This is a genomic window from Micromonospora sp. NPDC049903 (assembly GCF_044460945.1).
In the GTDB taxonomy this organism is placed as follows: Bacteria; Actinomycetota; Actinomycetes; order Mycobacteriales; family Micromonosporaceae; genus Micromonospora.
In genome coordinates, this window is sequence record NZ_JBITKL010000021.1 from 79,667 (window position 1) to 103,564 (window position 23,898).

The window sequence follows — 23,898 nt, forward strand, 5'->3', positions numbered from 1 at the left end:
GCGGACAGTACCGCTACTCTGTGCTCTCATGGATCACGATAACGCATCCGCTCGCGTTGTCCTGGACCTGCGGCGGCTGGTGGCGACCGCGGAGCCCGGCGCTCGGCTGCCGTCGGTGCGCGAGCTGACCGCCCGGCACCGCGCGTCACCGGTCACCGTCGCCGAGGCGATCCGGCAGTTGGTGGGCGAAGGGCTGATCGAGGCGCGGTCCGGCCGGGGCACCTTCGTGGCCGCCCGGCCGGACGAGCCACCGGCACCCGACCTGTCCTGGCAGACGGTGGCGCTCGGCCCTCGCCCGGCCGGCGAGGAGGAGCTGCAAGCGTTACTGGCGTTACTCCCGGATGGCGCGATCCCGTTGTCCGGTGGCTACCTGGGCGCGGAGTTGCAGCCGGCCGCCGCGCTCGGTGCCGCGCTCGCACGCGCCGCCCGGCAGCCCGCCGCGTGGCAGCGCGGTCCGACCGAGGGGCGGGCGGACCTGCGGGCCTGGTTCGCCCGCGAGGCGGGCACCGGGTTGCGCGCCGAGGACATGGTGATCTGTCCCGGCGGGCAGGCCGCGTTGTCGACGGCGTTGCGGGCGCTCGCCGCGCCCGGCGACACCCTGCTGGTCGAGTCGCCGACCTACCTGGGTGCGTTGGCCGCCGCGCGGGCCGCCGGGCTGCGGGTGGTGCCGGTGCCCGCCGACACCGAGGGGGTACGCCCCGACCAGCTCGCCGCCGCCTTCGCCCGGACCGGCGCGCGGCTGTTCTACTGCCAGCCACTGCACGCCAACCCACACGGTGCCACGTTGGCGGCCGACCGGCGAACCTCGGTCGCCGAGGCGGTACGGGACGCGGGGGCGTTCCTGATCGAGGACGACTACGCCCGCGATCTCACGCTCGACGGGGTGGCCCCGACACCGTTGGCCGCCGACGACCCGCACGGGCACGTCGTCTACCTGCGGTCACTGACCAAGTCGGCCGCTCCCGGTCTGCGGGTCGCGGCGATCGGCGCACGGGGCCCGGCCGGGGCCCGGCTGCGCGCGGCCCGACTACTCGACGATTTCTTCGTCGCCGGGCCGTTGCAGCAGGCCACCATCGAGGTCGTCACCGCGCCGGCCTGGGCGCGACACCGTCGGGCGCTGCGGACCGCGTTGCGTACCCGTCGCGAGGCATTGCTGGCCGCGCTGCGTCGGCACCTGCCGAGCCTAGCCGGGCAGCCCGTGCCGCGCGGCGGTCTGCACCTCTGGGTACGCCTGCCCGACGGCACCGACGACGTGGCGCTGGCCGCGACCGCAGCCGCCGAAGGGGTCGTCGTCTTCCCCGGCCGCCCCTGGTACGCGGCGGAACCACCGGCGCCGCACCTGCGCCTCACCTACGCCGCCGCCCCGCCGGAGGTGATGGACGAGGCCGTTCGCCGACTCGCCCGGGCGCTGCGCACGGTGGCGTGACCACCCTCCGGCATCGTGTCGTACCGCTTGACGAGAATCATGCGATGGCCACCTCCGCACCCCTGTCCGAGTCGTTGCACAGTCCCTCGTTCTGGGCTCGTTACACCTTCGCCCACGCGGACGGCGCGGGCGCCGACCGGCTCGGCGACCTGCTCGACGACGACCTTGATGCCGAACCTGACGACGACGACGGGGAGGACGACGACCCGGATGCGGAGTTCGAGGTGGGCGACGGTTGTCGCCTGCTGCTGACCGCCGACGTCGGGATCGACTTCCACAGTCTGGAGATCGTCGTGCCGGGCTCGGCCAAGCCGGCCGAGCTGGGCTGGGACGATCTGGCGCACTGGCACCCGTACGCGCTGCGCTGGTCGGAACTCGACCTGATCTGCCGGGCGATCGCCGCCCTGGACCCGGGCTACTCGCATCCCGGGGCACCGCTGGCGCTGCTCTGCCGGTACGCCGCAGTCTTCGCCGACGACGACGTGGACGCGGCGGTCGCGGCGGTGGAGGCGGCGTACGCCTCGTTGCGACCGCCGGAGTGGGACGGCTACTGGCCGCGTGGGACGGACTGGCTCCAGGGTGCGGACTTCCGCGGTCAAGGCGTCGTCTGGCAGAGCGACGAGGACGGCAATCGGTGGGCCGCCCAGGAGGACGGGCAGAAGCGCGACTTCTACAGCACCCGTGGGGCACCGGCAACCGGCGGGTTTCCGCACGCCGAGCTGCGGACCCTGCTCGCCGCCGCCGCTGCCACCGTGGGGAGACGCTGACTGCTCCCCTGTCCGGCCGTGGCCGCCGGCAACGGGGTGGTCACGAACAGCCGCTACCATCGCCGGATGGATCTTCGCGGAACGATCAGCCCGGACCGTCCGTTGCTCGTCCTGGCCATCGCCGAGGAGGCCGTCTACCTCGATGCGCGCCTGCCGGTGCTGCTCACCGGGATGGGGAAGGTGAACGCGGCGGTCGCGGTGGCGGCGACGCTGGCCCGTGGCCCGCTGCCGTCGGCGGTGGTCAACCTCGGTACGGCCGGTGCGCTGCACCCCGACTGGACGGGCACCCACCAGGTCGGCAGTGTGCTCCAGCACGACCTGGACACGGAGTTCCTCCGCCGGTTGACCGGGCAGAGCGTCGGGGCGCCGCTGGCGCTGGGCGGCGACGGGCCGGTGCTGGCGACCGGCGACCGGTTCATCGCCGACGACGAGGCGCGCGCCGAACTGGCCGCACGCGCCCAGCTGGTGGACATGGAGGGCTACGCGGTGGCCTCGACGGCGCTGCGGTTCGGCGTACCGGTGCGGCTGGTCAAGCAGGTCAGTGACGAGGCCGGCGCCGGGGCGGACCGGACCTGGAAGGAGTCGGTGGACGACTGCGCGCGGGTGCTCGCCGGCTGGGTCCGGGACCACCTCTGACCGTGTCCCGGACCCAGCCGTGCGATCCGGCCCCTATCGTCGCTCCGATCGGGACGAGGCCGTCGACGGGTCGGCCGACGGGTCGTCGTCGTCGGCCGGTGGGGCGTCCTGGTCCTGCTCGGAGTAGCGCCACATCGATCGGGTGGCACCCCTGCGGCGGACTCCCGCCGGCCACGAGCGGGCCAGCACCGCGAGCACGAGCAGCACCATCACGTTGAGGGCGAGCACCGCGCTGGTGAGCGGATCGGGCGGGGCACCGTGCTGGTGACCGGACGAGGGCGCCACCGGTGGTGCGCCCGGCTCGCCCTGACGCAGCGCCAGCGCCACCCCGACGGTGACGATCAGCGCGCCCGCCGCGAGGCCCCACCGCCGGTGGCGCGATCTCATGAGACGCCGGCTCCGGTGAGTTCGCGGGGTGCGCAGGTGCAGTTCATCTCGTCCGCCTCGTCCGGACCGGGGCGACGGTGCAGGAACATGGCGACGACCATCGGCAGGAAGACGATGCCGTTGTAGAACAGGTGCAGCTCGACCCGGGGCACGACGAGTTGGGCGATGCTCACCGGACCGGCCTGACCGAAGAACGTGGTGCCGGACTGCACCTGGATGAGCAGCAACAGGTGTTCGAAGTGGTGCCAGACCTGGATGCCCAGGGCGATGGTCCACCAGGTCTTGGCTGTCCCGGTGAAGCCGGGCCGCAGCGCGATGAACCCGGCCAGCATGATCAGGGCGTAGGCGTAGTGCATCCACTCCTCCGTGACCAGCCACGGGAACGGCATCCCGAGGACGCCGCGGGACTCGGCGGGGGTCCATCCGAGGCCCCAGATCTGGAACGCCTGGACGAGATGCTCGGCCCAGTGCGCGACCACGATGACGAGGAAGAGCAGCAGTGCGGGACGGTGGTACTGGGAGTTGAGCCGATTCATCGGAGTCCTCACTTCACGGGTTCTCGGAGGTCGGGGGTGGTTGACGAACAGGCGACGCCAGGTGGACGAGATGACGACCCATCACCGTCGATGGGTGATCCCCGTTTTCGAAACCGAAGAATTGCTTTCTCTCCACGCCGGACCGCATCGCCTCGCCGCCAGCACGGCCGCCTTCGTCGTGGGTGAGAGAACACCCACCTCCGCCGCATTCATCGGCTGGATCGTCTCGGTCGAAACCTCTAGCACCATCGACTCCCTTCAGTGGAGGGTGCCGTATCGAGCCTCTGAGATTTAACAAACTTGCGCCGCCGAAAGCAAGGGGCTATCGGCTGCGGGAATCCGAAGTGACGCCTCCGCCGCGCGCCGGTCGGCACGCGACGCCGGACGAGCGCCGCCCCTCGTCCGACCGGACACGGAGGCAGCTCGCCGCTGTGGACAAGGTACTCGACAGTGCAGGGTGTCGTCTTTCGCAAACGATCGTTCAGCGCTCGCATCTGTCGAGTTTTCCCTGGTCAGGGTGGCTAGATTTTGGTTGCCGATAGTCGCATCTCGATGCTCAGGAGGCTCCGTCCCACTTGCGCCGGCCGTCTCACCTGTGGGATAACCACCAGTGTGGAAGTTCCGCCGACGGACGGTGGCGCCCACAGTGGACGGTCCCGTCAAGGTTGATTGTCATGGCTACGGTGGTCGCTTTTCGCGTCCAGGACGCCACCGTTGTCTTCCGCTCAAGCGAACGCGACGCCAGCAGTTCCTCCGGTTTCTCGCTGCAGGTGGGCTGGCACTTGAGAACTGGGAGTGCGATGCCGATAGGTTTCCAGGGACGACCGATGTACCAAGCGGCGCTTGTCGCGGTTCCTCTCGTCGCGATAACGCTGGGATTCGTCGTCCCGTCCGCCCCGAGTTCGGCGAGCGCCGAACCCTTTGCCCTCAGTGTCACTCCTATTGAGCCGGCGGTGGATCCGGTCCGCATGGTCCGCCAGGTCAATGCCTCCGTCGACCACATCGCGCCGTGGATCAGCTCGGTCGGCGCCGGCGCCGCCGTCGCCGATCTCGACGGTGACGCGTACGCCAACGAGGTCTGTCTGGTCGACCCGCGATCGAATTCCGTCAGCGTGCACCAGATCGACCGGTCCACGAAGACCAGCAATCCTGTGGTGACGCTGCTCGACCAGAACGGGATCGCACCGGGCCCCGCAGGACAGCGACTCGCCTACGACAAGGACACCCAGGCCCCGATGGGCTGTCGACTCGCCGACCTCGACGGGAACGGCTGGACGGACGCCCTGGTCTATTTCTGGGGACGCGGACCGGTCGCCTATCTGAACTCCGGCGGCATGACGTTCGCGCCGCACGAGGTGCTCGACGGGGGCGCCGACCTCGACTGGTACACGAACACCGCGGTCTTCAGCGACCTCAACGGTGACGGCGTCCTGGACATCTTCATCGGCAACTACTTCGCCGACGGGGCCCAACTCCTCGACACCGGGTCGCCGAAGAGAGTCGACATGAACGACTCACTGTCCCGCGCGATGAACGGCGGGAAGAACTACGTGCTTCTCGGCCGGGGCGGATTCCCCGCCGTCTCGTACGAGCTCGTCGCGGACGCCTTCTCCGACGATCACTCGCGGGGTTGGACGTTGGCGGTGGCCGCCGCCGACATGAACGGCGACGCGCTGCCAGAGCTGTACGTTGCCAACGACTTCGGCCCCGACCGCTTCTTCGTCAACCGGTCGGTCGACGGCGAACTGAAGTTCGAGAACGTCGACGGCGGTAACAAGGGACTGCTCAACCCCCGGTCGACGATGATCGGCCGGGATTCCTTCAAGGGCATGGGCGTCACGATCGCCGACGTCGACCGGGACAACGAGTACGACGTCTACGTCAGCAACATCACCCACGAGTACGGCCTGTTCGAGAGCCAACTGCTCTTCCTCGGCGACGGCGTGAAGGACGACGGCGTACCCACCTTCCGGCCGGGTGCCGAGGCCCTCGGGCTCGCCCGCACCGCCTTCTCCTGGGACAACAAGGTCGGCGATCTCGACAACGACGGGCGGGTCGAGCTGCTGCAGGCGACCGGCTTCGTACGCGGCCCGGTGAACCGGTGGCCGGAGATCCAGGAACTCGCACTCTCCAACGACACGTTGATCGCCAACCCCCGCGCCTGGCCCGACCTGAGGGACGCGGACATCAGCGGGGCGGCGCCTCGGGTCGTCATGACACCGACAGACGACGGCCGGTACGCGAACGTCGCGGAATCCTCCGGCCTTGACGATGGGGGCGTGATGCGGGGCATCGCACTGGCCGACATCGACGGCGACGGCGACCTGGACTGGATCGAGGCGAACCAGTGGGCGGACGCCCGGCTGGTCGTGAACGACTGCGACGGCTGCGACGGGTTCGTCGGCCTGCGGATCCTGCGGAGCACCGAGCGCACCTCGACGGGTACGCCGCAGGTGCTCGCGGGTCTCCGGGCCACGCACGAGGTGCGGGGCGCGGCCGCCATGGGTGCCACGGCCACCGTCACCACGCCGAGCGGGACGTCGTTCCGCTCCTATGTCGACGGCGGCAACGGGCACAGCGGGCAGAGCAGCACCGACGTCCACTTCGGCCTCGGCGACGACGCGGGTGACACGAACACCGTGGCACTGACCTGGCGAGACGCCACCGGGACGGTGCAGAACGCCGAGGTGCGGGTGGGTCGCGGCTGGCACACGGTGGTGCTGCCATGACCGGGACGTTGACGCTCCCCACGCCGACGGCGCCACCCCGTACCCGGCTTCGGGACCTGCCCGCGAAGATGCGGCCCACCGACCCGGCGAAGCTGCGACTCGCGGCGCTGCGTCGGTTCGCCGTCGCGATCATGGTCCTCAACATCGTCGGCCATCTGTTCCTCGGCTTCGAGCAGACCATCGCGCAGATGATCCTCGTGGTCCTGATGTGCTACGTCACCGAGATCGCGCTCGAGACGCTCGTGGCCAGGCGGGATGCGAGGCGGCCGGCGTACCTGGCGCGTACCGAGGCGCCCACCCGACGCGAGCGGGTGCTGTCGCTGGTGAACTTCCTCCTGCCGGCGCACATCAGCGGATTCGCGCTGGCGATGCTGCTGTTCATCAGCGACCGTCTCGACCTGTTCGTCGTCGCCGCGGTCGTCACGATCAGCAGCAAGTACATCTTCCGGGTCCGGACCGGGAAGGGCGACAAGCACTTCTTCAACCCCTCGAACTTCGGCATCACGGTGATGCTGGTGCTGTACGCCAGCACCGTCAGCATCGCGCCGCCGTACCAGTTCACCGAGAACCTCGGTCACTTCGGCGACATCGCACTCCCCGCCTTCCTCGCCTGCCTGGGCCTGTTCATCAACTTCATCTTCACCGGCAAGCTCCCGCTGATCTTCGCGTGGATCGGTGGCTTCACCGCCCAGGCGGCGATCCGCGCGGTGTTCACCGACGACACCTCCTTCCCCGCCGCGATGTCCCCGCTCACCGGGATGGCGCTGCTGCTCTTCACGCTTTACATGATCACCGACCCTGGTACGACGCCGAGGTCCACGTCCGGCCAGATCACGTTCGGCCTCTCGGTCGCCGCGGTCTACGGCGTGCTGATGCTCTTCCATGTGGCCTTCGGCGTCTTCTTCGCGCTCACGATCGTCAGTGCCTGCCGCGGAGCCGGTCTGTGGATCACGGCGCGGCGCGCGTCCCGTACCGCGTCCACCGAATCCCGCATGGATGGAAGCTCGCCGAAGATCGCCACGAACCACGCGACGTAGCGGGTCCCGAGTGCGTTCGTCGACACCTGGTCCTGGCGTTCACGCGCTGGTGGGCGGGCCGAAAGGAGAAACAGTGGAACTCGCAGAGACACTTCGAGAGACGGTCGCGATGTTGGTCATGGCCGAGCCCGACGAGATCGGACTCGACACGTCCTTCGCTGAACTGGGGGTCGACTCGCTGGGTCGCCTCGAGCTGATCGCCCACGTCGAACAACACCTCGGCAAGATCCTGCCGGAGAACCAGACCCCACAACTGGACACCATCAACGAGGTCGTCGAGTTCGCCGATTCCCTGGCGGCCGCATGACCGCCAGGACACCCGTGGTCACCGGTCTCGGCGTCGTCAGCGCCGCCGGCATCGGTGCCACGAACTTCTGGCAGGGTCTGCAACAGGGCACACCCCGATTCCGTACGGTGTCGCTGTTCCCGACCGACGACCTGCCGAACCACATCGCGGGCGAGATCGGCCCCTGGACATCCGGCTTCGGCACCGTCGACGCCGATCGGCTCGACGGCGACCGCACGGCGACGTTCGCGCTCGCGGCGCTGGACCAGGCGATCGCCGATGCCCGGCTCGGCGACCTCCGGCCGGACCGCGTGCTGGTCGGGACGACCGTCGGTGACGTCGCCGATCACGAGCGGGCACGGCGCGAGGTCGTGCGCAGCGGTGCTGGTCGGCCGGGTTCGCTGGACGTGGACGGGTCACTGCGTACCCGGATCGCGCGGCACCTCGGCGGGTCGGTACCGGTGGAGCTGTTCGTCACGGCGTGCGCCGCCGGCAACATGGCGCTGATCCGTGCCGCACAGCTCGTCGCCGACGGCTCCGCCGACGTCGTGGTGTGCGGCGGGGCCGAGGCGCTCTCGCGGATGGCCTTCACCGGCTTCTCGCGGATGCGCGGCATGGCGCAGGAGCGCTGTCGCCCGTTCAGCGACGCACGGGACGGACTGCTGCTCGGCGAGGGCGCCGCCGTCCTGGTCGTGGAGTCGGCCGCGCACGCCGCCGCCCGTGGCGTACCGGTGCGCGCGACGATCACCGGTTACGGCCTCACGTGCGACGCGAAACACCCGGCGGCACCGGACCTGTCCGGCGACGGTGTGGCCCGGGCGATGCGATCCGCGATCGCTGGCGCGGACCCCTCCGACGTCGCGTACGTGTGCGCCCACGGCACCGGCACACCGCAGAACGACGCCGCCGAAGCGGCCGCCTACCGCAAGGTCTTCACCGGGTCCCACCCGCCGATCAGCTCCATCAAGGCACTCATCGGGCACTCCCTCGGCGCCGCCAGCGCGATCGAGGCGGTCGCCTGCGCGCTCGTGCTCGCGCACCAGCGGACGATCCCGCAGTGGGGCCTCGACGACGCCGGTACCTCGCTCGGCGTCCGGCCGGCGACCGGCGGTCAGGACGACGCGCCCCGGATCGACCTGGTGCTGAACAACGCGTTCGCTTTCGGCGGCAACAACACCTGTGTCGGCCTTCGGCGGCCCACGTACGAGGAGGCCACCGCATGACGAACGAGATCCACTGTGCCACGGCGGCAGTCGCCGCCACCTTCGACCTCGGCCGGTTCGCACCGCTCACCGCTGCCCCGGCACCGTCGGGCGACCTGCCCGCCCTCGTCCGCCGATACCGGTCGGCGCGCTCCGCCGTCGTGGTCCAGGCTTTGCAGACGTGGCTCGACCGTGCCGGAGCCGAACTGCCCGCCCCCGAGCGTCGCGGCATCGCCCTCGGCACCGAGACCGGCGCGGGCCCGGACATCGACGCGTTCCTCGACGAGTCGATCCGCCGGGGTGACCACCTCGTCAACCCGGCGCTCTTCCCGATGACCGTGCACAACGCCGCCGCCGGCAACGCGGCGATCGCCGCCCAGTGCCGTGGCCCGAGCGTGGTGGTGAGCGCGGGCACCGACTCGGTGTGGTCGGCGCTCGACACGGCCCGCGCGCTGCTCGTCGACGGCAGCGCCGACATCGTGTTCGTCGGCGGCTTCGAGTCGCAGCGGCTCTCGGACGGCGGCACCGGCACCGTCGCCGCCTTCATCGCTCTCAGCACGGACCCGACTGCCCTCGGGGAGAGTCACCTGGCGCCCCTGACCGCGCAGTTGCACCGGGCCGGCGTCGCGGCGGGACCGGCGGCGGCGCGGCCGGGACCGTCCGAGGGGGGCGACGGTGGCGGTATGGCGGCCCTCGTCGGGTTCGCGAACACGTTCGCCCCGCAGCCCGTCGCGGCAGACACGGCGGGGGACGTCGCGGGCACGGCGGACGGAGTCGTCGGTGTCTCCGACGCGGTCGCGGCCGGGGCGGTCGCGCGATGACGGCCCCTCCAGCGGTAGAGGCGGACGCGACGACCGTGGGCCGGACGACGCGGGCGACCACGTTCCTCGTCGGCGCCAGCGGCGACATCGGGCGAGCGGTGGCCACCACCCTCGTCGACGCCGGCCACCGTCTCGCGCTCACCTGCCACGCGAACGAGGAGGCGATGCGCGACCTGCTGGCCCACGCCGACAAGGCGGGCCTGGACAGCGTCGGCAGCCGGTGCGACACGCGGAGCCCGAGCGCCGTCCGCGCGACCTACGAACGCTTCGTCGAAGCGCTCGGGCCGCCGGGCGTCCTCGTCTACTGCGCCGGGATCCGACGCGACCGGCCGCTGTTGCAGATGGCCGACGAGGACTGGGCCGACGTCCTCGACACCAATCTGCGGGGCGCGATGCAGTTCGTCCGTCTGGCCGGGGCGGACATGGTCCGCGCCGGGTTCGGCCGGATCATCCTGATCTCGTCCGTCTCCGGGCGGGCCGGCGTGGCGGGCCAGGCGAACTACGGCGCGAGCAAGGGCGGCATGGAGGCGATGATCCGTGCGTTGACCCGCGAGTTCGGGCAGTTCGGCGTCACCATCAACGGCGTCGCGCCGGGTCTGGTGGAGTCCGCCATGACCGCCGACCTGCCGTCCGCCGTCAAGCGCGCCTATCTGAGCCGGATCCCGCTGCGGCGCTTCGCGGAGCCGGAGGACATCGCCCCGCTGGTGAGCTTTCTCGTCTCGGACGGCGCTCGATACATCACCGGGCAGACCTTCGTGGTCGACGGTGGGCTGACCGCATAGGAGGCGCGGATGACCAGGCCAGTGGTGATCACGGGACTCGGCGTCGTCAGCGCCGGCGGCATCGGCATCGAGCAGACCTGGCGGACCATCGAGGCCGACCCGCCCTGCGCCGAGTTGGTCGAGCTGCCCTCCGCGCGTCCGGAGGACGGCAAGTTCAAGGTCTTCATGGCCCCGGACTACCGCCTCGCGGACGTCACCGAGACGTACGTCGACGGCGCCCAACTCGAACGCGAGGGCATCGACCGGCAACGCGACATCAAACACCTGGTCGCCGCGGCCGGACTCGCCATCGACGACGCCGGTCTGCGGTCCTTCCCCGACCTCGACCTGCGGGAGGTCGGGCTGGTGGTGGCCGACGAACACCCGGGCGTCGAGCGTCTGGCCCGCACGCTGTACGGGGCGGTGGCCGACGAGGCCACGGCGCAGGCCGACTACACCGACCTGTCGGAGCAGATCTTCGCGCTGAACACGTTCCTCGCGCCCTACCTCGTCGCTCGCGCGCTGCACATCGGCGGCGAGTGCGGCTTCGTCAACTCCGCGTGCGCGTCCGGCCTCACCGCGATCGACAACGCCGCCACCCAGATCCGGCTGGGCCGCAACCCGCTGGCCATCGCGGTGGCCTCCGACGACCCGCTCAGCTCGGGCAAGTTCCGGTGGTTCGCCGACATGCACCTCTACGCGACGGACGGTGTCCCCCGGCCGTTCGACCCGGCGGCCTCCGGCACCGTCTTCGGCGACGGTGGCGCCGCCGTCGTCCTGGAGGACGAGGAGCACGCCCGACGCCGTGGTGCCCGGATCTACGGCCGCCTGCGCGGTGCCGGGTTCACGCAGGACGGGTGGCGGGTCAGCGCACCCAACCCCGCGAGCGCCAACCAGGAGCGGTCCATCCGGCGGGCGCTGCGCGAGGCGGCCCTCGACCCGGAGCACGTCGACGTGGTCGTGCCGCACGGCACCGGGATCCGGATGATCGACACCTACGAGGCCAGGACGATCCGGCGACTCTGGCCGGACCGAGGCCGCCAACCGGTGTGCCTACCGCTCAAGCCGTACGTCGGGCACAACCTCGGCGGGTCGTCGCTGTTGGAGACGGCCCTGCTGCTCAAGGCGATGGCGGAGCGGCGGATACCCGGGACGCCCGGCGCCGTGTCCGCCCACGGCCTCGACCTCCCGACCGCCTGGGAGTCGAGACACATCCGGTACGCCGTCAAGTCCGCCGTCGGTTTCGGCGGGTTCTATGGCGCGATCGTCCTGGAGTCGATCTGACATGGCCGACCAGACCCAGACCCAGACCGGCCACGTCGACGCCTACGTGGACGAGGCGTACCTCGACGCGTGCGCCGACGCGTGGCAGGTGACCGGCGACCTCGCGCAGTCGATCCTGGACACGCTCGATCCCGAGACGGTGGACCCCACCGACGACCACCGGCGGCACTGCGTCGACTGGCTACGCCGGGCCGCCGACCGCCGGACACTGGCCCGGCCCGCGCCGGTGGCGGCCCCGTCGACGGACGCCCACGCGCCAACGGTCGACCTGCTGCGCCACGCCGCCGGCGCGTACCCCCGGTTCCTGGACGGCACCTTCTCCGGCCGCAAGATCCTGCTCGCCGGTCCGGGAATGCGGCTGTGGCACGGCTACTTCCAGTCCGACAACCTGCTGTACCGGCCGCTCAACGCCGCCGCCGGTGCGGCGGTCAGCCACACCCTGCGGACCGGTGGCGGCACCCGGATCCTCGAGGTGGGCGCCGGCACCGGCGGTGCGACCGCGCACCTGCTGGCGCAGTGGCCCGACGACCTTCGCGGCGCCTACGACTACACCGTCACCGACATGAGCGCCAGCCTCCTGGTCGGCGCCCGTCGCAGGCACAGCGGGAACACCCCGCCCCAGGTACGCCTGGAGTTCCGCCGGTTCGACTTCGACCTCGCCGACGACCAGGGCCTGGCTCCGGAAAGCCACGACGTCGTGCTCGCGGTCAACGCGCTGCACGTGGCCGCCGACATCCCGTCGACTCTGCGCCACCTCCGGTCGCTGGTCCGCCCCGGCGGCGCGCTGGTGCTCAGCGAGTCGCTCTGCGCCACCGGCGACCTCGTGCACCAGGAGTTCATCTTCAACCTCCTGCCGATGCCCGCCGACGCCGTGAGGCGGGGAAGCCGCTTCTATCCGGCGGCAGCCTGGCAGGCGTACTTCGACGCCGCCGGGATCGACGCGGAGATCCAGGTCAACACCGCCGGCCCCGAACTGGTGATGGTGGCCGTCGCCGCCGCCGAGGCCGCGCGGTGAACGGACGGGGGGCGCTGCGGGCACCGGATGGCCTCGGTCGCGTACCGGCCGTCGAGGCGGAGGCCGCCGCGCGTCCGGTGCGGGTCCTGGTCACCGGGGCGACGGGTGTCCTCGGCAGGTGGGTCGCCGAGGGGTTCGCCGCACTCGGTGACCACGTCACCACCTTTCCCGGGCGGGAACTCGGCGTGGCGGGGGCGGGAACGGGTCGGGCGTTGCGCAGGGCGGTGGCCGAGGTCGACGCCGTCTGCCATCTCGCCGCCGCCACGCCGTTGCAGCCCGGCCGACGTACCGACCTGACCTACGCGCGGTGCAACGTCGACGCGACGCGCCTGCTCCTCGACGCCGTCGCCGCCACCAGCGGATGCCGGGTCGTGTTCGCGTCGACCGCGATGGTCAACGGCCTGGGCCCGACGGACACCAGACGACACTCCGACCGGGCCGCCTATGCCGAGTCGAAGCTGATCGCCGAGGGCCTCGTCGAGGCGTACGGCTGCGGGGTCTCGTTGCGGTTCAACGCCCTCGGCGGGCCGCGCACGCCGACCGACCGGGGCATCGTCGCGGCGGCGCTTGGGGCCGCCGACGAGAACCGGCCGTTCGAGGTTTACGGCGACGGGTCGTCGGGCCGCGACTACCTGCACGTCCTCGACGCCGCGCGGGCGGTCGTCTGCGCCGCCCGCCGACCGGTGGCGGGCTACCGGGCCGTCGAGATCGGCAGCGGCCGGTTGTCCACGATCGACGCCGTCATCGCGGCCGTGGAACGCGTCACCCGACGGCGGGTGCCGCGCCGACATCTGCCGGTACGCGCCGACGTCGACGACCGACCCGCCTGCGACCTGGGTCCGGCCCGCGCGGTGCTCGGCTGGACGCCGCAACGGTCCGACCTCGCCACCCTCGTCGGCGACCAGTGGGCCGAGCAGCGGGTGCCGGGCACGTTCTCGGCCGGTCTCCGGTGGACTCTCGACCCGTCGGGTCGGCCGCTGACCGTCGTCGCGCCGCGAGCAGGAGGTTGACCATGACGAACACGGACGCCGGGTCGCCGACCGACCCCACCAGTGACGTCGACCTGATCGTCGTCGGTGGTGGCGTCGCCGGACTGTCGGCCGCCTTCTACTGGGTCACCGAGGTCGACCGGGACGCGCGGGTGCTGATCGTCGAGGCCGGTCCGCGGATCGGCGGACCCGCGATCCAGCACACCTTCGACGTCGACGGCCGCCGACTCGTCTCGCCGGGCGGCGCACAGGAACTGACCTTCCCCTCCGCCTTCGCCCCCGCCGTACGATCCGCGCTGTCCACCGTCGGCGTCGACGTCGACCGCTTCCACTCCGACACGGTGGCGACGCACTACACCGACCGGGGCGCCGGAGGGCACGGCTTCGCCTTCGCCGCGTCGATCTGGGGGCGAAGCCACCTGGTCGCCCACGGCCCGTCGGCCGCCGCCGACTTCGCCGACGCGCCGATCGCGCCACGGGCCAGACCGGAGGTCGCCGCGCTCGTCGACGAACCCACCGACTGGCTGGCCGGCAGGACCGACGACGAGAAGCTCGCCGCACTACGAGGCCGTAGCTGTGACGAGGTGCTTCGCGACTTCGCCGCGCTCGACGAGGACACCCACCGGTTCCTGCGGTACAGCACGTCCGCGCAGTCGGGCATGACGTTCGACCAGCATCCCGCCCTGGACGCCGCGCTGATCGGATACTTGGGCCTGGACGGGATCGGTGTCCGCCCCGGCGGCGACCCGTGGGACGGACTGACCCGGACCGGCGCGAGATTCTTCCCCCACCTGGACCCGCCGATCTTCCGGTTCCCGGACGGCAACGCCACCGTCGCCCGTGCGCTCGCCCATCACTTGGTCCCCGACCTGTTCGACGCCGACACCGTCGACGACCGGCTGACCGCCGAGATGTCCGTCGACGCGCTGGACCGGCCGGACAACCAGGTGCGGATCCGCCTGAACGCCACGGCCACCGCGCTGCGCCACGACGGTCCCGACACGGTCCTGGTCGAGGTGACAGCGGCCGGTGGAGCCACGACCACGTACCGGGCCCACGCCGCCGTCGTCGCCGCCCCCGCCCACGCCACGGCGCGGCTCGTCCCGGAACTCGGGCCGGATCAGCGGGCCACCGCCGCCTGCCTCGGCCGGTACCCGATCGTGTCGGCCTCCGTCGCGGTGCGGAACTGGCGTGCCTGGCAGTCGCTCGGCATCTCCCGGCTCTCCTGGCCCGGCCACCCCACCTGGCAGATCGCCGGGCTGGAGTTCCCGGTCACCATCGGCGCCTGCGCACCGTCCGCGTCGCCCGACGACCCCACGACCGCGACCGCGCTCGGCGCGCTCACCGAGGCCGGTACCGCGCCCGCCGCCGGTGCGGCCGCCGGGCGTCGACGGCTACGCGCTGCCACGGCACGCCGGGAGATGGCCGCCGAACTGCGGAGTCTGCTGGCGGAGGCGCTCGCACCCGGTGGTTTCGTGGCCGACCGCGACATCGTGGACGTCCGCGTCGAGATCTGGCCGCACGGCTACGCGCGGTACGCCACCTCGCGCGACCGTCCCGGCGACGGCAGCGCCGCGACCGAGGCCAAGCGTCGGCTCGCCGACGGTGTCGGACGGATCGCCGTCGCCGGCGTCGACGTCATCGACCATCCCTTCCTCGACGGCGCGATGGAATCCGCGCATCTCGCCGTCGTTCGTCTCGCGGGCGGCGGAGCCGGCCGATGACGAGCCCCGTCTCCACCCACCGCCCACGGCACCACTCACCACGGAGGAACGACTCGCCATGAGGTTGCTGTTCTGCAGTCTGCCGGCCCACGACCACCTGCTGGAAATGATCCCCGTCGCCGAGGCCGCGAAGCGGTGCGGGCACGACGTCGCCATCGCCGTGTCGGCGCGCTTCGCCGCCACCGTCGAGGCGCTCGGCATCGAGCACATCACCGCCGGTCCGGATTGGGTCGGCGACTTCCTCGACAGCCTCGACGGTGACGTCCTTCCCGAGGAGATGGAGGACTTCACGCAGAACTTCATGGCCGAACTGTTCTGCGGAGAGGCGTGTGTCGCGATGGGCGAGGACGTCGCCAGAGCGATCGCGGACTGGAATCCCGACATCGTGCTGCGCGACACCGGCGAACTCGGCGGATACCTCGCCGCCGAGCGGGCCGGGCTGCCGCACGTCACCGTCGGTGTCCTCGACTTCAACGGCATGATGCTCGGCAAGGGTGTCGTCGCCGCGCTCGACCGCCGCCGCAAGCAGTTCGGGCTGCCGCCGGACCCGGACGGCCTGCGGCAGTACGCCTACGGACACCTCAACATGCTGTCCCCCAGCTTCGCGCCGGAGGAGCTCGACCTGCCCAACGTGTTCACCGTCCGGGTGGACGGCGTCCGGCGCGGCGAGGTGCTGCCGGAATGGATCGGGGACCTGGTTGACGACGGGCGCCCGCTGGTCTACGCCAGTTTCGGCACGGCGGCCTCGACGATCCCCTCCTACGGGCCGCCGCTGGCCAAGGTGATCGCCGGCATGGGCGCCGTCGACGCGAACGTCATCGTCTCCACGGGCAAGGGGCTGGACTGGCACGGGAAGGAGATCATCGAAGGCGTCCCGGTGCCCGACAACGTCCGCGTCGTCGAGTGGGTGCCGCAGGCGCTGCTCATGCGCTCCATCGACATGCTGCTCACCCACGCCGGCCCGGCCACCGCCCGCCAGGCGATCGTCAACGGTGTGCCCGTCGTCGCGGTGCCGCTGCTCTTCGACGCGTTCGAGATCGCCGAGCGGTTCACGCAGCACGGCATGGGCGTGCAGTTGGACTGGACGAGTTTCACCCCGGAGGACGTGGCGGCGGCGACCACCACCGTCCTCGGCGATCCGGCGTACCGGCGGGCGGCCCGCCGGTTGCAGGCCCGGACGCTGACGGTGCCGCCGATCGACGACGCGGCGGTCGGGTTCATCGAGCGGGTCCACGCCGAGAACGCGCGCCGATGACCGGCACCGGCGAACGGGTACGGTCACGCGTCGCGGCCCGGATGGCACTCACCGACGAGCGGCTGGACCGTCGGCTCGCGCTGTTCACGCCGGTCGACGCCGCCGTGGGCGATCTCGTCCGGGCGATCAGCCGCGAGTTCGCGTACGGCTTCAACGACACGCTGCGCACGTACGATCCGGCGGCGGTGCGCGCTCGACTCGACGGCATGGCGGACGACTATCTCGCCCCCTTCTATGTGGAGGGCGCCGCGATGGCGCTCGCCGCGGCGGGAGCGCTGTATCCGGGCCGGGCCCGTACCGCGCATCACCACCTGCTCGCCACGCTGCCCGGCCACCGGTATCTGATCTTCGCCGGCTGGGGATGGTGGTACGCCGTGCGGCCCTTCGCCGCGCGGGCGATGAGACGCAGTCCGCTCTGGCGTCAGGACGGTCTCTTCACCGGCCTCGGCATCGACGGCATGGCGTTCGCGACGTGCTTCCTCAAGGCGAAGCCACCGCGTTTCGACGTGCCCTGCCCCTTCCCCGAAACGGAGTACGAGACGCTCTGGTTGCAGGGTCACGGTCGGGCGCTCTGGTTCGTCGCCGGTGGTCGCCCCGAGGTTCTCCGGGACCAGTGCGCACGGCTGGCACCGCAGTCGAGACCGGAGTTGTACGCCGGTCTCGGCCTGGCGACCGCGTTCGCCGGGATGCGGCGGATGCGGTGCGTCCCGGAGGCGCCCTCGGATCAGGAGTCCGAGCGACGCGCCTACTTCCAGGGGCTGGCGTTCGGCCTGACCGCGCGCCGGGAAGCGTCACCCCGCAGCTTCGAGAGCTTCCTCGACCAGCTCGACCGGTCCAGTGCCGCCTGGGTCACCACGGTCACCGACCGGTGCCTGCAACCACCCGAACGGGACGCCAGCATCGACGGCGGCTACGTGGCGTGGCAGCGACGGCTCCGCACCGAACTCCCGCTCCCTGGACGACCGGCATGAGCAAGCCCCGGCACGTCTGCGCCATCCGCGATCCGATCCCGGCCTACCGGCAGGGCATCGCACGCGAACTCGACAACGCCGGCTACGAGACGGCCGAGCCGGGCGACTGCTACGCCTGGATCCGGCGTTTTCGTCATGCAGCCCACCCGACCGAGTACCGCCTCGCGGTGCTGCTCTCCGTCCGCAGCGAGTCCGACATCGAGGTGCTCGCGGCGCTACGGGCACACGACGACGCGGTGGCACTGCTCGCCCTGCTGGTGGACCCCGCCGCCGACGACTACCGGCGCGCGCTCGAAGCCGGTGCCTGGGGTGTCGTCGACTATGCGGCGTCACCGGACGAGATCGTGGCCGCGCTCGAAGCGACCTGGGCCGGTGCCGTCCGGCTGCCCAGGGCGGTCGCCGTCGACCTGCTCAGCCGCCCCGGACGGACCGAGGCGGACCTGTCGGTGGACGAGTCCGACGTGCTGCGCCTCGCGGCGCTCGCCAGCGGATGGAGTGTCGAACGGCTCGCCAGCCACGAGAACTTCTCGACCCGGGCGATGTTCCGGCACCTCCAGGAGCTGTACCGCACGCTCGGCGTGTCGAACCGGCACGAGGCCGTGGTGGTCGCCGCGCGGCACGGCCTCCTCGACGGCTCCATGGACGCCATGCGGCAGCGGGCGGCGGACGACAGCCGGTCCGCCGTCCGCAACGGCACCGCACCCCGGGCGGTCCTGGCCGACTCCGCACACCGTGTGGACCGGCAGCCTCCCGCGACCGTGTCGGCGGTCCCGAGCCGCCGGTGACGCCCGGCTGATCGCGGAGGCCGGTTTCCACATCGTGCCCGAGCGCCGTGGCAGGCCGAGCCGTGCCGTGGCCGGCCCTGCGGACGAAGGGGGCCGCACCGCCGCCGAGCCCAGCGCTGCGGGCGGTCAGCCGCTCCGCGGCGTCACGCGGCGGTCCGCGCGGCCGGGCGCCGCAGCGGGGTCGGGCGCGACAGCGACTCCCCCGCCACCGCGCCGACCAGGCACACCAACGCACTGCGCGCCTGCATGTTGACCTGATGGCTGTGCACCAGCATGGCGATCACCTCGCTGACCGGGCACCACCGGAAGCCCGCCGGGGCGTCGTGGTGGTCGACCACCGTGACGAGATGCCGGCAGCGACTGTGCAGGAAGCGTCCGCCCTCGTCGGAGAGGACCGCGTCGAACAGGACCGCCTCCGCCGGGCTGTCGAGCAGGAGGGTCAGCAGCTCCGCCTCCGCGCCGGACCGTGGCGTCTCGCCGCCCGCGATCTGCACGGTCGGACCCAACTCCACGTCGTCCACGAGGCCCGGCTCGGGACGGGCCTGCATGAGCAGGTGGAGTTCACCGTCGCGGTCCGCGACGGCGAGGCCCACCACACCGAGACCCACCGGCCGGACCATCGGCTGGCACCACTGGTCGACCTCGCGTCCGGCCGCGTCGACGCTGACGGCGACGACCTCGAAACCCGTACCGTCGTCGCGCCGGAGCGCGTCGGCGCTCCGGCGCCAGCCCTGAAGGTCCGGCAGGGCGACACGGACGGAGACGGACGACTGCCGGGCGCGTTCGGCCGAGAGCCAGCGCGCCAGCGGCCGGACGTCGCACCTGGCGGCACCGGCCAGGGTCCGGGGCAGGACCGGCAACCGCGCCCCGGACACGGCGAACTCACCGGGCAGCGTCCACGGCGCGCACCCCAGGACGGCACGGGTGTCGGCGTGCACGAGGTCGTCGTCATGGAGCAACGCCAGCAGGTCGGCGAGCTCGATCCAGCGGAAGCCGACACCCGGCTCGAAGCGCGGCGTCCGGACGATCATCACCCGATTCCGCTTCCGCCAGAAGACGCCGCCGTGCTCGGACTGCCGCGAGTCGACGATGACGTCGGCCGTCGCGGGATCGAAGAGTTCGAGATACGGCACCGGTCGGCCGCCGTGCACCCGCTCCCGGTTGCTCCGGGTCGCCTGCACGGTCGGCGACAGTTGGATGCCGTTGATGTTGCCGGGCTCGGCCTTCGCCTGGACGAGCGCCGCGTAGCCCCGGTCGGAGGGTGTCACCGCGATCGCCAGCAGGCCGATCTCCGGCTGGTCGACCATCGGCTGCATCCACGAGTGCCGCCCGTCCTCGGTACGCACGCGGTGCCCCCGGACGGCGAAGAACCGGCCGCTGCGATGCGTGAGCGCCGCCTCCCCGACGCCGGTGTTCCATCCCGGTACGGCATCGAGCGGAAGTCTCGACGGCCGCGCGTACCGGGTGCGGCCCATCGCCTCTCGCCACTGTCGTATCTCGTCGAGCTGCGACGGATCTGCACGCGACTCGACGAGATGCGACGGGGTGGCCACCCGACGGTCAACCAACCCGCACCTCCGGCACGTAACGGATCCACCGGCCGCCCCGGTCGACGAACTCCTGCTCCTTGGCGACGACCTCGTCGGCGTGGTTCCAGGCGAAGAGCAGGAAGGTGTCCGGGTAGTCGGCGAGATCCTGCGGGAACGGCTCGACCGGGATGCGGGACCCGGGAGTCGTGCGGCCCTGCTTCTCCGGCGTGGTGTCGTAGACGACGGGGAGCAGTTCCGGCCCGATGCCGCAGTAGTTCAGGACCGTGGCGCTCTTCGCGGTCGCGGCGTACCCCGCGACGCTCCGGCCGGCCTTCCGCTCCGCCACCAGTACGTCCCGGAGCTGCTCCCGGCGGTCGGCGACGCCGGCCGCGAACGCCTCCAGCCGAGGCAGGTCGTGCGTCCCGTCCCGCTCCTCGGCGGCGATCAGCGCGCCGACGGCGGGCGCGGGGGGCCGCCCGTCCCGGGCGAGCGTGTAGCGCAGTTCTCCACCGTGGACCCCGAGGTGCTCGACGTCCACCAACGCGAACCCGTGCGACTCGGCGATGCGCGCGACCGAGGTGGCCGAGAAGAGATAGAAGTGCTCGTCGTAGATCTGGTCGAACGAGCCGAGACGCAACACGTCGCCGAGATAGGGATCCTCGAAGACGACGACACCGTCTGTGGCCAGCAACGTCTCCAGGCCCGTGAAGACACCGCGCAGGTCGGGTATGTGGCACATCGTGTTCGCCGCGTACACCACGTCGGCGGGGCCGAACTCGTCGCGTATCCGGCCGGCGGTGGCGGCGTCGAACCATTCCGCCCGGGCGTTGACCCGGCGGGCCACCGCTTCGTCCACCATGTTGGCGGCCGGGTCGACGCCGAGGTGTCGGATGCCGCGATCGGCGATGGTGGCGAGCATGGTGCCGTCGTTGCTGCCGATCTCGACGACGAAGGGATCCGGGGAGGTCAACCCCGCGACGAGGCGTTCGGCGGTCGCGGCGAAATGGGACGCCATGCGCCGCGACGACGAGGTGCGGAACGGATACTCCTCGTGGAACATCCGCTCGACCGGGACCGGATCGGCGAGTTGGACGACGTGACAACCGTGGCACACCACGGCCCTGAGGTGGAGCCAGAACTCTTCGGAGGGATCGTCGGGGATTCGGAATGCGTCGGACAGCGGTTGCCGGCCCAGATCCAGGAACTGCGTCACCGCGTCGCCACAGGCTCTGCAAGGCATGTAGCGGATGCTAGGCGCTGACCACCGGCTCAGCCTGGCGCCCGTCGTGGATCACCCCGACCGAGTCACAGCCGCGCCGGTCGGCGTCCCAGGTGCGCCACGTTTTCTGGCGTGCCTGTCGGATCGACTGGCGTGATTCGCCGGTGCCCGGCTCCGCGATGCGCTCCTAGGGTTGCGATTACGAGCGAACCGCCGACCGGAAGCAATCACACCCGTCAAGACGACTCGCACGAAAGGTCGAAGAGATGATCAAAATCGGTGACATGCTCCTCGAAGAGCTCGACCGCGATCTCCCCAGCGAGATCGCCGACCCGGCCGCCGCCCTGCGGGGCCGCGCCGGCCAGGTGCTCGAGGTCATGACGCCTCGGCGCACCTTCGCCGACGGCAGCCGCGGCTACCACGCGATCGCACAGACCACGATCGAGGTCGTCGCCGGCAAGGACCCCAACGACACGACGATGCCGCGGGAGCGTTTCGAGTTCCCGGAGTCGCCCTGCGTCATCCAGCTCCACGACCCGGTGCTCACGCTCAACGGCGCCCTCCGGCTCGACCTCGAGATCAAGTCCTACCGGGCCGAGGCGACCAGTCAGGTGCTGTTCCCCGGGCAGAAGGTGGCCCTCGGCGTGGGGCGGTCGTTCGACGTCAACCTGCCGCCGTCGGTCGGCCGTCTGGAGATCCCGCTCGGGATCGACTTCGCCGCCGGTGACACGGTGCGCAGCCACCAGATGATCTTCCTGGCCGTCGAGACGCCGATCGGTACGCTGCACAACCCGGACGCGGCGCACATGTTCGCGACGGTCAACAAGGTACCGCCGATCGGCTTCTCCTACTTCCAGGAGGGCCTCGTTCCGATGGCGAACGCCGACAACGAGGTCGTCGCCATCAAGGTGTTCACCGAGACCGCCCTGCGCCGGGTGGTCACGGACTGACCCGACACCGGGCAGAGGTTCGCTCGACGCTGCCGCCGCACCCCCGTACTCGGGTGCGGCGGCGCTCGCGGTCACCCACTGCCACGGGTGCGAGATCGCCGGTCCGGCCAGTACGGACACTGTCGACAGTGTGTGTCTGCGCGTGGTCGCGACACGCGACATTGTCGTCTGGCGACCCAGGCGAAATGGATGAAACGCTGCTAACGTACACCTTCGCCTACCGTCTAGCGCGGCGTAGGAATTGACGAGCAATCAACTGAAGGGACAGCCCAACGTGCCGAACCTGAAGAGTGTCACGGCGGTTCTGCCGGTCTCCGATCACGCCGCTGCCGTCGCCTGGTACAAGCAGTGGATCGGGCGTGACCCCGACGTCGAGCCCCAGGAGGGCGTCGCGGAGTGGCAGATCGCGGAGAACGCGTGGATCCAGGTCTCGCTGGATCCGGAGACCACCGGCAAGACCAACATCGTGATCGGTGTGGAAGACATCGACGCCCATGTCGCCAGCCTCGCCAGCGCGGGCGTACCCACCGGCGAGATCCAGGACTTCGACTTCATCAAGCTGGTCGACATCGTGGACCCGGCCGGCAACAAGGTCAACTTCGTGTGGGAGAACCCGAAGTACGAGCCGCCGGCGGAATAGGACCACAGCACGACACCCGTTGACGGGTGTGAATGGTGGCCGGACGTCGCGTCCGGCAGTTTCACCAGGTCGGGGCACTCGGAACTGATCGCACGACGGATCGGGTTTCGGGTGCCCCGCGTGGTTTCCGGGTGATCGATGTCAGCCCCTTGTGGAGGGTCCGTCGGGTGTGCTGATGTGTGCACGGGGCATTTCAATCCCGACCCCTCACTGGCAGGAGCCGACATGGCAGCAGAAACGTACGGAGAGGGCTACGCCGAACTCTTCGACTTCGTCTACGGCGCCGAGGCGCCCGACTCGATGGTGACGACCCTCGCCGACCTGGCCGAGGGCGGGCCCGTCCTCGAACTGGGCGTCGGTACCGGCCGGGTCGCGATCCCCCTCGCCGCTCGCGGGCTCGCCGTGACCGGTGTGGACAGTTCGACGGCGATGCTGAAGGCCCTGGCCGGCAAGCCCGGCGGTGACTCGGTGCGGACCGCGCTCAGCGAACTGCCGCAGATCGCGGTCGACGGCCGGTACCGGCTCGTCGCGTGTCTCGACAACACCTTCCTGCTGCTGACCACCCAGGACGCACAGACGCAGTGCGTCCTGAACGCCGCCGAGATGCTGACCGACGACGGTCTGCTGGTGCTGGAGACCTTCGCCCGCGCACCCGGCGACTTCGGGGTGATGCCCGCGCACCTGGGCGAGAACGCCACCGTGCTCTGGGCCTACCAGGTCGACCCGCTGTCGCAGCAGTTCCACATCCGCGAGATCATCTACGGCGAGAACCTGATGCGTGTCATCCCGTTCGACGGCCGTGGGGTATCGCCCGCGGAACTCGACCTGATGGCTCGGCTGGCCGGGCTGCGGTTGCGTGAGCGCTGGTGCGACTGGGAGCGGACCCCGGTCGAGTCGGACAGCCCACTGGTCATCTCGGTCTTCGAGCGAGCCGACCAGTGAGCTGACC

The 23,898-nt window shown here is 71.2% G+C and carries 23 protein-coding genes; 19 read left to right on the forward strand and 4 right to left on the reverse strand.

Annotated features, from left to right (window positions below; all coding sequences use genetic code 11):
* Positions 1-28: 28 nt before the first annotated feature.
* The 3 genes from ACIBO1_RS25335 (at position 29) to ACIBO1_RS25345 (ending at position 2,829) form a co-directional block, all read left to right on the forward strand.
* Positions 29-1,426 carry a PLP-dependent aminotransferase family protein gene (locus tag ACIBO1_RS25335; protein ID WP_396750685.1) on the forward strand — a complete coding sequence of 466 codons (1,398 nt, stop codon included), beginning with the start codon at positions 29-31 and terminating at the stop codon, positions 1,424-1,426.
* A 44-nt stretch (positions 1,427-1,470) separates the two neighbouring features.
* Positions 1,471-2,193, forward strand: coding sequence for a hypothetical protein (locus tag ACIBO1_RS25340; protein WP_396750687.1), 723 nt, complete (start codon positions 1,471-1,473; stop codon positions 2,191-2,193).
* A gap of 66 nt (positions 2,194-2,259) precedes the next feature.
* The gene (locus ACIBO1_RS25345) at positions 2,260-2,829 is read left to right on the forward strand and encodes a nucleosidase (RefSeq protein ID WP_396750689.1); all 570 of its coding nucleotides are present in this window, start codon (positions 2,260-2,262) and stop codon (positions 2,827-2,829) included.
* A 33-nt stretch (positions 2,830-2,862) separates the two neighbouring features.
* On the opposite strand, the gene ACIBO1_RS25350 is transcribed toward ACIBO1_RS25345, so the two are convergent.
* Both ACIBO1_RS25350 and ACIBO1_RS25355 read right to left on the reverse strand, forming a co-directional pair.
* Positions 2,863-3,216, reverse strand: coding sequence for a hypothetical protein (locus ACIBO1_RS25350; RefSeq protein WP_396750691.1), 354 nt, complete (start codon positions 3,214-3,216; stop codon positions 2,863-2,865).
* Positions 3,213-3,752: a hypothetical protein gene (locus tag ACIBO1_RS25355; RefSeq protein WP_396750693.1), complete on the reverse strand. Its 540-nt coding sequence runs from the start codon at positions 3,750-3,752 to the stop codon at positions 3,213-3,215. The genes ACIBO1_RS25350 and ACIBO1_RS25355 overlap by 4 nt, the downstream gene beginning before the upstream one ends.
* 953 nt (positions 3,753-4,705) lie before the next feature.
* Here ACIBO1_RS25355 and ACIBO1_RS25360 point away from each other — a divergent pair.
* From ACIBO1_RS25360 to ACIBO1_RS25420, 13 genes are all read left to right on the forward strand, one after another.
* Positions 4,706-6,481 carry a CRTAC1 family protein gene (locus ACIBO1_RS25360; protein ID WP_396750695.1) on the forward strand — a complete coding sequence of 592 codons (1,776 nt, stop codon included), beginning with the start codon at positions 4,706-4,708 and terminating at the stop codon, positions 6,479-6,481.
* A complete protein-coding gene (locus tag ACIBO1_RS25365) occupies positions 6,478-7,518 on the forward strand; it encodes an enediyne biosynthesis protein UnbU (protein ID WP_396750697.1) in 1,041 nt (346 codons plus the stop codon). The genes ACIBO1_RS25360 and ACIBO1_RS25365 overlap by 4 nt, the downstream gene beginning before the upstream one ends.
* Before the next feature lie 73 nt (positions 7,519-7,591).
* Complete coding sequence (locus ACIBO1_RS25370; protein ID WP_396750699.1) at positions 7,592-7,825, forward strand: acyl carrier protein; 234 nt, start codon at positions 7,592-7,594, stop codon at positions 7,823-7,825.
* Positions 7,822-9,027, forward strand: coding sequence for a beta-ketoacyl-[acyl-carrier-protein] synthase family protein (locus tag ACIBO1_RS25375; protein WP_396750701.1), 1,206 nt, complete (start codon positions 7,822-7,824; stop codon positions 9,025-9,027). Before ACIBO1_RS25370 ends, ACIBO1_RS25375 begins: the two co-directional genes overlap by 4 nt.
* Positions 9,024-9,827 carry a beta-ketoacyl synthase chain length factor gene (locus ACIBO1_RS25380; protein WP_396750703.1) on the forward strand — a complete coding sequence of 268 codons (804 nt, stop codon included), beginning with the start codon at positions 9,024-9,026 and terminating at the stop codon, positions 9,825-9,827. The genes ACIBO1_RS25375 and ACIBO1_RS25380 overlap by 4 nt, the downstream gene beginning before the upstream one ends.
* On the forward strand, positions 9,824-10,609 hold the full coding sequence (gene fabG, locus ACIBO1_RS25385; RefSeq protein ID WP_396750705.1) for a 3-oxoacyl-ACP reductase FabG: 786 nt from the start codon (positions 9,824-9,826) through the stop codon (positions 10,607-10,609). The genes ACIBO1_RS25380 and fabG overlap by 4 nt, the downstream gene beginning before the upstream one ends.
* A 9-nt stretch (positions 10,610-10,618) precedes the next feature.
* Positions 10,619-11,872 carry a beta-ketoacyl-[acyl-carrier-protein] synthase family protein gene (locus ACIBO1_RS25390; RefSeq protein WP_396750707.1) on the forward strand — a complete coding sequence of 418 codons (1,254 nt, stop codon included), beginning with the start codon at positions 10,619-10,621 and terminating at the stop codon, positions 11,870-11,872.
* A gap of 1 nt (position 11,873) precedes the next feature.
* A complete protein-coding gene (locus ACIBO1_RS25395) occupies positions 11,874-12,887 on the forward strand; it encodes a class I SAM-dependent methyltransferase (protein ID WP_396750709.1) in 1,014 nt (337 codons plus the stop codon).
* The gene (locus tag ACIBO1_RS25400; protein ID WP_396750711.1) at positions 12,884-13,897 is read left to right on the forward strand and encodes an NAD-dependent epimerase/dehydratase family protein; all 1,014 of its coding nucleotides are present in this window, start codon (positions 12,884-12,886) and stop codon (positions 13,895-13,897) included. The genes ACIBO1_RS25395 and ACIBO1_RS25400 overlap by 4 nt, the downstream gene beginning before the upstream one ends.
* 2 nt (positions 13,898-13,899) lie before the next feature.
* Positions 13,900-15,600: an FAD-dependent oxidoreductase gene (locus ACIBO1_RS25405; protein WP_396750713.1), complete on the forward strand. Its 1,701-nt coding sequence runs from the start codon at positions 13,900-13,902 to the stop codon at positions 15,598-15,600.
* Positions 15,601-15,658: 58 nt separating this feature from the next.
* Complete coding sequence (locus ACIBO1_RS25410) at positions 15,659-16,855, forward strand: glycosyltransferase (protein ID WP_396750715.1); 1,197 nt, start codon at positions 15,659-15,661, stop codon at positions 16,853-16,855.
* A complete protein-coding gene (locus tag ACIBO1_RS25415) occupies positions 16,852-17,826 on the forward strand; it encodes a DUF1702 family protein (RefSeq protein ID WP_396750717.1) in 975 nt (324 codons plus the stop codon). The genes ACIBO1_RS25410 and ACIBO1_RS25415 overlap by 4 nt, the downstream gene beginning before the upstream one ends.
* Positions 17,823-18,611, forward strand: a complete 789-nt coding sequence (locus ACIBO1_RS25420) for a DNA-binding response regulator (RefSeq protein WP_396750719.1) — start codon at positions 17,823-17,825, stop codon at positions 18,609-18,611. Before ACIBO1_RS25415 ends, ACIBO1_RS25420 begins: the two co-directional genes overlap by 4 nt.
* 143 nt (positions 18,612-18,754) lie before the next feature.
* On the opposite strand, the gene ACIBO1_RS25425 is transcribed toward ACIBO1_RS25420, so the two are convergent.
* Positions 18,755-20,179 (reverse strand): NDP-hexose 2,3-dehydratase family protein, encoded by a 1,425-nt coding sequence (locus ACIBO1_RS25425; protein ID WP_396750721.1) that lies wholly within the window; start codon positions 20,177-20,179, stop codon positions 18,755-18,757.
* A complete protein-coding gene (locus tag ACIBO1_RS25430) occupies positions 20,172-21,380 on the reverse strand; it encodes a methyltransferase domain-containing protein (protein WP_396750723.1) in 1,209 nt (402 codons plus the stop codon). Before ACIBO1_RS25430 ends, ACIBO1_RS25425 begins: the two co-directional genes overlap by 8 nt.
* Before the next feature lie 263 nt (positions 21,381-21,643).
* On the opposite strand from ACIBO1_RS25430, the gene ACIBO1_RS25435 reads away from it, so the two are divergent.
* The 3 genes from ACIBO1_RS25435 (at position 21,644) to ACIBO1_RS25445 (ending at position 23,891) form a co-directional block, all read left to right on the forward strand.
* A complete protein-coding gene (locus ACIBO1_RS25435) occupies positions 21,644-22,309 on the forward strand; it encodes a hypothetical protein (protein WP_191088645.1) in 666 nt (221 codons plus the stop codon).
* Between the two features lie 274 nt (positions 22,310-22,583).
* Positions 22,584-22,949 carry a VOC family protein gene (locus ACIBO1_RS25440; protein WP_396750725.1) on the forward strand — a complete coding sequence of 122 codons (366 nt, stop codon included), beginning with the start codon at positions 22,584-22,586 and terminating at the stop codon, positions 22,947-22,949.
* A gap of 225 nt (positions 22,950-23,174) precedes the next feature.
* Positions 23,175-23,891: a class I SAM-dependent DNA methyltransferase gene (locus tag ACIBO1_RS25445; protein ID WP_396750727.1), complete on the forward strand. Its 717-nt coding sequence runs from the start codon at positions 23,175-23,177 to the stop codon at positions 23,889-23,891.
* The last annotated feature ends 7 nt before the right edge of the window (positions 23,892-23,898 follow it).